The 9,325-nt window shown below is 67.7% G+C and carries 11 protein-coding genes; 9 read left to right on the top strand and 2 right to left on the bottom strand.

What is annotated here, in order from left to right:
- From ACE3TU_RS14990 to ACE3TU_RS15010, 5 genes are all read left to right on the top strand, one after another.
- A partial coding sequence (locus ACE3TU_RS14990) for an aldehyde dehydrogenase family protein (RefSeq protein ID WP_374625566.1) occupies positions 1-269 on the top strand: 269 nt, incomplete at its 5' end.
- A gap of 31 nt (positions 270-300) precedes the next feature.
- On the top strand, positions 301-1,353 hold the full coding sequence (locus ACE3TU_RS14995) for a maleylacetate reductase (RefSeq protein WP_374625568.1): 1,053 nt from the start codon (positions 301-303) through the stop codon (positions 1,351-1,353).
- A gap of 8 nt (positions 1,354-1,361) precedes the next feature.
- The gene (locus tag ACE3TU_RS15000; protein WP_374625570.1) at positions 1,362-1,667 is read left to right on the top strand and encodes a YciI family protein; all 306 of its coding nucleotides are present in this window, start codon (positions 1,362-1,364) and stop codon (positions 1,665-1,667) included.
- On the top strand, positions 1,660-2,070 hold the full coding sequence (locus ACE3TU_RS15005; RefSeq protein WP_374625572.1) for a Rieske (2Fe-2S) protein: 411 nt from the start codon (positions 1,660-1,662) through the stop codon (positions 2,068-2,070). Before ACE3TU_RS15000 ends, ACE3TU_RS15005 begins: the two co-directional genes overlap by 8 nt.
- Entirely contained in the window at positions 2,067-3,053 is a 987-nt protein-coding gene (locus ACE3TU_RS15010; protein WP_374625574.1) for an AAA family ATPase, read from the top strand. The genes ACE3TU_RS15005 and ACE3TU_RS15010 overlap by 4 nt, the downstream gene beginning before the upstream one ends.
- 21 nt (positions 3,054-3,074) lie before the next feature.
- Here ACE3TU_RS15010 and pcaQ read toward each other — a convergent pair whose 3' ends face one another.
- Positions 3,075-4,016 (bottom strand): pca operon transcription factor PcaQ, encoded by a 942-nt coding sequence (gene pcaQ / locus ACE3TU_RS15015; RefSeq protein ID WP_374625576.1) that lies wholly within the window; start codon positions 4,014-4,016, stop codon positions 3,075-3,077.
- Positions 4,017-4,119: 103 nt separating this feature from the next.
- On the opposite strand from pcaQ, the gene ACE3TU_RS15020 reads away from it, so the two are divergent.
- From ACE3TU_RS15020 to ACE3TU_RS15035, 4 genes are all read left to right on the top strand, one after another.
- Positions 4,120-4,971: a CoA transferase subunit A gene (locus ACE3TU_RS15020; RefSeq protein ID WP_374625578.1), complete on the top strand. Its 852-nt coding sequence runs from the start codon at positions 4,120-4,122 to the stop codon at positions 4,969-4,971.
- Positions 4,968-5,750 (top strand): CoA-transferase subunit beta, encoded by a 783-nt coding sequence (locus ACE3TU_RS15025; protein ID WP_374625580.1) that lies wholly within the window; start codon positions 4,968-4,970, stop codon positions 5,748-5,750. The genes ACE3TU_RS15020 and ACE3TU_RS15025 overlap by 4 nt, the downstream gene beginning before the upstream one ends.
- Complete coding sequence (gene pcaF / locus ACE3TU_RS15030; RefSeq protein WP_374625583.1) at positions 5,750-6,952, top strand: 3-oxoadipyl-CoA thiolase; 1,203 nt, start codon at positions 5,750-5,752, stop codon at positions 6,950-6,952. The genes ACE3TU_RS15025 and pcaF overlap by 1 nt, the downstream gene beginning before the upstream one ends.
- Positions 6,953-7,103: 151 nt before the next feature.
- On the top strand, positions 7,104-7,874 hold the full coding sequence (locus ACE3TU_RS15035) for a helix-turn-helix domain-containing protein (protein ID WP_374625585.1): 771 nt from the start codon (positions 7,104-7,106) through the stop codon (positions 7,872-7,874).
- An 18-nt stretch (positions 7,875-7,892) separates the two neighbouring features.
- On the opposite strand, the gene ACE3TU_RS15040 is transcribed toward ACE3TU_RS15035, so the two are convergent.
- Positions 7,893-9,127 (bottom strand): IS3 family transposase gene (locus ACE3TU_RS15040; RefSeq protein ID WP_374625587.1). Its coding sequence is split into 2 segments (ribosomal slippage): positions 7,893-8,833 and positions 8,833-9,127, totalling 1,236 coding nucleotides; the frame shifts between segments, so codons are not numbered across the junction.
- Positions 9,128-9,325: the final 198 nt, after the last annotated feature.

The following is a 9,325-nucleotide window of genomic DNA, read 5'->3' on the forward strand; positions in this document are numbered from 1 at the left end:
TCGCCATCGCCAATGGCGTGCAATATGGCCTCGGCTCGGGTCTGTGGACCAACAACCTGACGCGCGCCCACAAGATGGCCCGCGACATCCGCGCCGGCATGGTGTGGATCAACTGCTACAAGGTGGTCCATCCCGGCTCCCCTTTCGGCGGGGTGGGCGAGAGCGGCTACGGCCGCGAGATGGGCTTCGAGGTGATGCGCGAGTACACGCAGCCCAAGTCCGTCTGGGTCAATTTCGACTCGAGGATGCCGCCGCACTACGAACGCTAGGGCGGCAGCCCGGCCACCGAGGGATCGGAACATGGAATTCGTCTACAATGCCAATCCGTCGCGGGTGATCTTCGGCGCCGGCAGCCGGGCGAGGATCGCCGAGGAACTGGATCGGCTCGGCATCGGGCGGGCGATCGTCATCTCGACGCCCGACCAGTCGGCGCTTGCCGCGCAGATCGCGCGGGAGATCGGCGGCCGCGCCGGCATCATGTATCCCGGCGCGGTGCAGCACACGCCGGTGGAAGTGACGGAATCGGCGCTGCTCGCGGTCGGTTCGGTGCGCGCCGACGGCTGCCTCGCCATCGGCGGCGGCTCGACCACCGGGCTCTCCAAGGCCATCGCCTATCGCACCGACCTGCCGCAACTGGTGGTGCCGACCACCTTCGCCGGTTCGGAGATGACGCCGATCCTCGGCCAGACCGAGGCCGGCCGCAAGACCACGCTGTCGAGCCCGAAAGTGCTGCCCGAGACGGTGATCTACGATCCCGAACTGACGGTCACCATGCCGAGCTTCATCGCCGGGCCGTCGGGGATGAACGCCATCGCGCACGCGGTCGAGGCGCTCTACGCCAAGGACCGCAACCCGATCGTGTCGATGATGGCGGAGGCGTCGATCCGCGCGCTCGGCAAGGCCCTGCCGGTGCTGATGGACGAGCCCGGCAACGCGGCAGCACATGCCGAGGCGCTGTATGGGGCCTGGCTCGCCGGAGTCTGCCTCGGCGCGGTCGGCATGGCGATCCACCACAAGATCTGCCACACGCTGGGTGGCACGTTCAACCTCAACCATGCCGACATCCATGCGCTGATGATCCCGTACACCTCGGCATACAACCGCGAGGCGGCGCCCGAGGCGATGGCCCGGATCGCGGCGGCACTGGGCACCGAGGACGGGCCGACCGGCATCTACCGGCTGACGCAGCGGGCCGCCACCTGGCGGTCGCTCGCCGAGATGGGGCTGACCCAGGCGGCGCTCGACAAGGCGGCGGACATCGCCATGCAGAACCCGTACTACAACCCGCGGCCGGTGACGCGCGAGGGGGTGCGCGAGATGCTGCAGGCGGCGTTCGAAGGCCGGGCACCCTGAGGTCGCAAGTGGCGTATTTCTGTGTGCACGCCCTGGATCATGAGGACCGGCTCGAGGACCGCCTGCGCCTGCGCGAGAGCCATCGCGCGCGGCTGCGTCGGCACGACCACCCCGTCACGGTGCGCATCGGCGGGCCGCTGCTCGACGCGGCCGGCCGGATGATCGGCTCGCTGCTGGTCATCGAGGCGGCCGACCGCGAGGCGGTCGAGACCTATCTCGCCCACGACCCCTACGTGCTCGGGGGGCTCTATCGCGAGGTCGCGATCCACGCGTTCAACTGGGGCCTCGGCCAGCCGGAGGCGAGCCATGGCTGACGCGCTCACCAAGCCCGATCCGTTTCTGTGGCGCACGCGGCCGCGCGCCCCGCTGCCGGGAACGGTCCTCGCGCCGCTCAGCGAACTCGAGGACGGATCGGCGCGCGAATTCATCTTCGGCCGCGGCACCACAGTGTTCTCGATGTTCGTGGTGCGCCGCGGCGAGAGGGCCTACGGCTATCTCAACCTGTGCCCGCACTACTCCTCGCCGCTCAACTATCGCGCCGGGCACTTTCTCAACGAGGACGGCAGCCGCATCCGGTGTACCATGCACTTTGCCGAGTTCCGCATCGAGGACGGCTTCGGCGTGGCCGGGGCCGCGCAGAACTGCTGGCTCGATCCGGTGCCGGTGCATATCAAGGACGGAAACATCGTGATTTCCGGCCCCGGAGACGTCTCGTGAGCGAAGACCTGTCGCCTGTCGCGCAACCGGATATCGAGATTCCCATCCGCGAGACCTTCGGGCTCGACGTCGCGGGCACCGTGCCGGGCTTCAGCAGCGGCGGCGAGCACGTGCCGGCGCTCGATCCGAGCTATCGGTTCGATCCGCCCACCACCATGGCGATCCTCGCCGGCTTCACCGGGAACCTGCGCGTGCTGCTGCAGGGCCGGCACGGCACCGGCAAGTCGAGCCATATCGAGCAGGTGGCCGCCCGCCTCAACTGGCCCTGCGTCCGGCTCAACCTCGACAGCCATGTCAGCCGCATCGACCTGATCGGCAAGGATGCGATCGTCCTGCGCGACGGCAAGCAGGTGACCGAGTATCGCGAGGGGCTTCTGCCCTGGTGCTACCAGCGTCCGGTGGCGCTGGTGCTCGACGAGTACGATGCCGGCCGGCCCGACGTGATGTTCGTCATCCAGCGGGTGCTCGAGTCGGAGGGCAAGCTCACCATTCTCGACCAGAACCGGGTGATCCCGCCCAATCCCTGGTTCCGCCTGTTCGCCACCGCCAACACGGTCGGCCTCGGCGATGTCACCGGGCTCTATCACGGCACCCAGCAGCTCAACCAGGCCCAGCTCGACCGCTGGAACATCATAGCCCGCCTCGACTATCTCGACGAGACGGCCGAAGTCGAGGTGGTGCTCAGCAAGGCGCCGTTCATGGGCGAGCCGGACAAGCGCGATCTGCTGCTGCAGATGGTCCGGATGGCCGGCCTGACGCGGGCCGGCTTTGCGGCGGGCGATGTCTCGGTGGTCATGTCGCCGCGCACGGTCATCTCATGGGCGCAGAACTACCGGGTGTTCGGCGATCTCGATTTCGCCTTCCACACGGCCTTCCTCAACCGCTGCGACGAGGCCGAGCGCCCGATCTACGGCGAGTACTACCAGCGCTGTTTCGGGCATGAGCCGCAGACCGCCGCGCCGGCGATCTGGAGACGCGTCTAGCCTCCGCCGACGGCAACCGGTTCAGTCGCCGGAGTCGCGGGCGACGGCGGCGGCGGCCTCGCGCACGGCGTCCATCATGGCGGCCGTGACGACGCTCAACTGCTCGTTGGCGCGCATGGTGATGCCCACCGGGCCATGGCTGGCGCTGGTATCGAGCGCCAGGGCGACCAGCTGGCCGATCTTGAGATCATGCGCCACGACGGAGCGCGAGATCGTCCAGATCGCGTCGTTGGCGAGGGTGAAGGCGCGGGCGAAGCCGTTCGACACGGTCTCGATCTCGAACCTGATGTCTGCCACTCCGCCGGCGATGAACAGCGAGTCGACGATCGAGCGGATGATCGCGTCGGCGGGCGGCAGCAGCATCGGGTAGGGCTCGATCTCCCGGAAGCTGAGCGGCCGCCGGCGCGCCAGCGGGTGGCCGGGACGGACGGCGAAGGTGAGTTGCTCGGAATACAGGTGCTCGAACAGCAGCCCATTCATCACCTCGGGGCTGGCGAGGCGGCCGACGATGAAGTCGAGCTTGCCGTTGCGCAGCATGGCCAGCATGTGCGAGCTGGGGCCGCTCTCGACATGGACGCGGCAGGCCAGGGGACTGCGCGAGAACGTCGCCACGGCGCGCGGCACCACTTCGACCTCGACTGTCGGCAGGGCCCCGAGGCGCACGACGGCCTGGCTCGAGCGGCTCGCATCCATGCTGTCCATGCCATCCCGGATGGCGGCGGCGGCGACCATGGCATGCCGGGCGAAAATCTCGCCCTGATGGGTCAGGACGAGGCGCCGGCCGCTGCGATCGAACAGCGGCGTGGCCAGCAATTCCTCGAGCTCGGCTATGGACTTGGAGACGGCGGGCTGGCTCAGCCCCAGGGCCTGGCTGGCGGCAACCACGCCGCCCTGGCGCGTCACTTCGAGGAAGCAGCTGATATGGCGCAGCTTGACGCGCGAATCCAGCAGGCTCGACGCCATAGATATTACCTCGGGTTATATCTTCTTCGCAAATTATCATTTTACCTGGCGATTTCAATCGCCAATATAAAGCTATTCGTTATGGCGCAAAAGAAACAGAGCTATGAGCAAGTTCGTGCCGCTAAGCCAGGCGGTGGGGGAGAATCTGAACGACGGGGATACGGTGGCCTTCGAGGGCTTCACGCACCTCATTCCGCATGCGGCCGCGCATGAGGCCATCCGGCAGGGGTTTCGCGACCTGACGCTGCTGCGCATGACGCCCGACATCATCTATGACCAGATGATCGGCATGGGCATGGCGAGAAAGGTGATCTTCTCGTATGCCGGCAATCCGGGCGTTGGCCTGCTTCGGCGCATGCGCGATGCCATCGAGAACGCCTATCCGCGCGGCATCGAGACGGTCGAGCACTCGCACTCGGCGATGGCCCAGGCCTACGAGGCGGGCGCCTCCGGGCTGCCGCTGGCGCTGTTCCGCGGCTACAAGGGCGCCGACCTGCCCAAGGTCAACCCCGACATCCGCTTCGTCACCTGCCCCTATAGCGGGGAACAGCTGGCGACGGTGCCGGCACACCGGCCGGACGTCACCTTCATTCACGCGCAGAAGGCCAACCGAAAGGGCGATGTGCTGATCGAGGGGATCATCGGGGTGCAGAAGGAGGCGGCGCTGGCCGCGGGCCGCGTCGTCGTCACCGTCGAGGAAGTCGTGCCCTCCTTCCGCGGGCTGCATCCGAACCTGTGCATCCTGCCGCATTGGACCATCGACGCGATCGCCGTGGTGCCGGGCGGGGCGCACCCCTCCTACACGCACGGCTACTACGAACGCGACAACGCCGCCTATCTCGAGTGGGACCGCATCTCGGCCGACCGCGAGCTGTTCGCCGGCTGGATCAGGGACAACGTGCTCGGCGCCACGCCCGAGGTGTTTGCCGAGCGGGTCAGGGAGCTCCGGCCATGACCGACTTCACGCCAAACGAGATGATGACCATCGCCGCCGCGCGGCAGCTGAGCAATGACGATGTCTGCTTCGTCGGCATCGGCGCGCCTTCGGCCGCCTGCAACGTGGCGCGCCTCACGCATGCCCCGGACATCACGCTGATCTACGAGAGCGGCACGATCGGCACGGCGCCCGAGGTGCTGCCGCTGTCCATCGGCGACGGCGAGCTGTGCGAGACGGCACTGGCGACGGTCTCAGTGCCCGAGATGTTCCGCTACTGGCTGATGGGCGGGCGCATCTCGATCGGCTTTCTCGGCGCCGCGCAGCTCGATCGCTTCGGCAATATCAACACCACGGTGATCGGCGACTATCACCACCCCAAGGTGCGGCTGCCGGGCGGCGGCGGGGCGCCGGAGATCGCCACCTCGTGCGGCGAGATCTACATCACCCTCAAGCAGGCGCAGCGCGCCATGGTCAACAAGATCGACTTCTACACCTCGTTCGGCCACGGCGACGGCGGCGACCACAGGCAGCGGCTGGGCCTCACCACCAAGGGGCCGACGCTGCTGATCACCGACCTCGCCATCTGGCGGCCGGATCCGCAGAGCAAGGAGTTCGTGGTGCGCTCGCTGCATCGCGGCGTGACGCGCGACATGGTGCAGGAAACCTGCGGCTGGACCGTGCGCTTTGCCGACGGGCTCGAGGAGACTCCGCCACCGACGGCCGAGGAACTGGGGACGCTGCGCGACCTGCAGGCCCGCACCGCGGCCGCCCATGCCGGCAACCGGAGGGTTGCGTGATGGCCGAGGCCTTCATCTGCGCCTACCGGCGGACGCCGATCGGACGGTTCGGCGGGAGCCTCGCCGCCGTGCGCCCGGACGATCTGGGGGCGATCCCGCTCAGGGCGCTGATGGCCGAGCATGCGGGGGTCGACTGGGAGGCGGTCGACGACGTGATCTTCGGCTGCGCCAACCAGGCCGGCGAGGACAACCGGAACGTCGCGCGGATGAGCCTGCTGCTCGCCGGCCTGCCGGTAGGCGTGCCGGGGACCACGATCAACCGCCTGTGCGGCTCCGGCATGGACGCCGTGATCACCGCGGCGCGCGCCATTCGCGCCGGCGAGGCTGACCTCGTCATCGCCGGCGGCACGGAATCGATGAGCCGGGCGCCGTTCGTCATGCCGAAGGCCGACAGCGCCTTTTCGCGTCACGCCGAGATCCACGACACGACGATCGGCTGGCGGCTGGTCAACCCTCTGATGAAGGCGCAGTATGGCGTCGATTCCATGCCCGAGACGGGCGAGAACGTGGCGCGCGAGTTCGGCGTCTCCCGCGCGGCGCAGGACGCATTCGCGGTGCGCAGCCAGGCACGTGCGGTGGCCGCCCAGCAGAGCGGCCGGCTCGGACGCGAGATCGTCCCGGTCAGCATTCCGCAGCGCAAGGGCGACCCGATCGTCGTCGACATCGACGAGCATCCGCGCGCCGGCACCACCGTCGAGACGCTCGGCAAGCTCAAGCCGCTGTTTGCCGATGGCAGCGTCACGGCCGGCAATGCCTCGGGGGTCAACGATGGCGCGGCCGCGCTGATCATCGCCTCGGAAGCGGCGGCGGTCAGGCACGGACTGACCCCGATCGCGCGCATCATGGGCGGAGCGACGGCCGGCGTGCCGCCGCGCATCATGGGCATCGGCCCGGCCCCGGCGACGCGCAAGCTGTGCGCCCGGCTCGGGCTGTCCCCGGCCGACTTCGGCGTGGTGGAGCTCAACGAGGCGTTCGCCAGCCAGGGCATCGCGGTGCTGCGCGATCTCGGCATCGCCGAGGACGCCGACCACGTCAACCGCAATGGTGGAGCCATCGCGCTCGGCCATCCGCTCGGCATGAGCGGGGCGCGCATCACCGGAACGGCCGCACTCGAATTGTCCCTCAGCGGGGAGACCTACGCCCTCGCCACCATGTGCATCGGCGTCGGGCAGGGCATCGCGGTGGGACTGCAGCGACTTTAGGGAGTGACCAACAGGCGGGAGCAACCGTCAGCGAACGATCGCCTCGATACTGAGGCGAAGGACCGGCAAGCGGCCGCAAGAGCCGGCCGGTTCAAGTGGGAGAAGATCAATGCATGCACAACGACCTTTTGGCATAGAAGAGACACACGGAATGCTGGCGCAGCCGGGCGCCAAGATCAAAGCCTGCAGCGACGGTCGCGACTGGACCTCGCTGTTCACCTCGGTGCAGAAGGAGATGCCTTTCCAGGGCGTCTTCCAGTCGTCGCGGGATCATCTGCTGGTCCTGCATCGGGACGGCCCGGTGCAGGTGGAGAGCCTGTGCGACCGGCGGATCGGACGTCGCATGGTGCCGGCCGGCGGCATCCACCTGATCGCCCCCGGCGTCGAGTTCGGCATCGAGCTGGCGGGCACCATCGAGACCGTGCACGTCTACGTCCGGCGCGCGATCATCGAGGAAGTCGCGCTCGAAATGGTCGACGGGGACCCGGCCCGGGTCGAGATCCCCTCCACCATCGTCGAGAGCGACAGGGCGCTGCACGCCCTGATCGACGCCTCGGCCTACGCGGTCGAGGACGAGAGCCTGGGCTCGGCGATGTTCGCGGACTACCTGTCGCGCACCATCGCGGCGCAGCTGATCCGCTCCTACTCGAAGGCCAGGCTCAAGGGTGGCGGACGCTCGACGGCCAGTGCCGGCCTGTCGCCGACGCTGTCGGAGGCGGTCGACTTCATGACGGCCAATATCGACAGCGGCATCAACCTCGCCGACATCGCCCGGGCCACCAACCGCAGCCCGAGCCATATCGCCAGGATCTTCAGGACCGAGCTGGGCATGCCGCCCCATCGCTACCTGATCTCCCTGCGCATCGAGAAGGCGCGCCGGCTGCTGGAGAAGACCAGCGTCTGTACCGGGGCACGGTTATGAGACAGCGCGTTGCGCTGGTCATGCCGCCATTTTGAACCCCGTGGCGGCTTCGGTTTCAAGGGCCTTCTGCTCGGCTCTGATCTGATTTGGCGTCTTGTAGCCATGCCTCTGCCGCAGCCAGGAAGCATTGTATTTCGCAGCGAAGGCCGCCAAGGCCTGCCGGAGTTCCTCGACCGTCGCAAAATTGCGAACCCAGAGCAGCTGCTCCTTGAGCGTTCGGATGGCCCGTTCAGCCACCCCGTTGCCCTCGGGCTGGCGAACGAAGGACGGCGAGCTGATGATGCCGAAACACTTGATCTCCTCCTGGAAGTCGTCCGCCATGTAGTTCGAACCATGGTCGTGCCGCAGGATCAGGCCGAGGGCCGTGTCGGGTTTTACGCCGTCGAAGTGCCGGGTGACGCCCTGACGGATCGGCTCCAGCGCCTGCCAGCGGCTTGCGCTCGATGATGCATGGGTGCCGATGAATTCGCCCGAGCAATGATCGAGCGCGATGAAGACATAGGCGCGACCTTCCCCGGTCGTGACCGTCTGGGTCATGTCCGTACCCCAGACCTGATCAACCCTTTCGGTCACGATCTTGCCGTCATGGGGATGCGCGTCGCGCTGGACTGGCCGCTGCGGCGCCAGCAGGTTGTGTTCCTTCATGATCCGACGTGCGCGACGGGCGGCTGTGCGCACCCCTTGAGCCCGCAGCCGCGCCCAGACCTTGCGATATCCCTCGCCGGAAAAGGGCGAGGCTTCGATGACCGCGCGGATATGCTCCAGAAGCGCGCTGTCGCTGCAGGCCCCCTCCGGCCCACGACGACGTGGCGGTCGAGCGTCATTGTCGGCATTGCGAGGGTCGCGATGCCGGTATGTCGTCGCCCGCGAGAAGCCCCAGAGGCGACAGACAAGGGCGGTTCCATAACGGCGGCGAGTGGAGATCGAGTGCGCCTGGCTCATGTCCTCGACCTCCGCCTGGCAAAAGGGCGGCCTCCCTCCAGCTTGTCGATCTTGGCGAAGAGCACCTCGTTGGCCATCGTGATCTCGCCCACCTTGGCCTTCAGCCGGGCGATTTCCTCGTCACGCTCATCGCGCTCGCGGTCCTTAAGTGCACCCTCGGCACCGGCGAGCGCGCGGTCGCGCCATTCCGACAGCCGGTGAACCGGGACGCCCAGGTCGCGCGATACCACGTCCAGGCTCTCGCCGCGGAAAAGGCGTTGAACGGCACTCAGCTTCCGCTGTGCCGAAAAGCGTCTAGCTTGGCCGGCCACGGCCCCGCCGTCACCAGCGTTGTGGGCGCGCGCCGACGGGGCCGTGGCCTCCGTCGCGCCTGACGTCTCGTTGTTTTTCAAGTCCATGCTCTACTCCCCTTTGCGAGAGAAATAGCGCTCCGAACTGTCTCAGGAAACCGTGCCCCAGCCCATCTCGACCAAGGCGGGTTGGGACATGTGGCCTGGGCCGTACGGCAA

Origin of the sequence: Devosia sp., from assembly GCF_041917035.1 — a bacterium.
Lineage (GTDB): Bacteria > Pseudomonadota > Alphaproteobacteria > Rhizobiales > Devosiaceae > Devosia_A.

Coding starts and splice junctions, on each gene's coding strand:
- ACE3TU_RS15025 (WP_374625580.1), top strand. CDS start 4,968: ATGACCGACTTCACGCCAAACGAGATGATGACCATCGCCGCCGCGCGG.
- ACE3TU_RS14995 (WP_374625568.1), top strand. CDS start 301: ATGGAATTCGTCTACAATGCCAATCCGTCGCGGGTGATCTTCGGCGCC.
- ACE3TU_RS15020 (WP_374625578.1), top strand. CDS start 4,120: ATGAGCAAGTTCGTGCCGCTAAGCCAGGCGGTGGGGGAGAATCTGAAC.
- pcaF (WP_374625583.1), top strand. CDS start 5,750: ATGGCCGAGGCCTTCATCTGCGCCTACCGGCGGACGCCGATCGGACGG.
- ACE3TU_RS15005 (WP_374625572.1), top strand. CDS start 1,660: ATGGCTGACGCGCTCACCAAGCCCGATCCGTTTCTGTGGCGCACGCGG.
- pcaQ (WP_374625576.1), bottom strand. CDS start 4,016: ATGGCGTCGAGCCTGCTGGATTCGCGCGTCAAGCTGCGCCATATCAGC.
- ACE3TU_RS15035 (WP_374625585.1), top strand. CDS start 7,104: ATGCTGGCGCAGCCGGGCGCCAAGATCAAAGCCTGCAGCGACGGTCGC.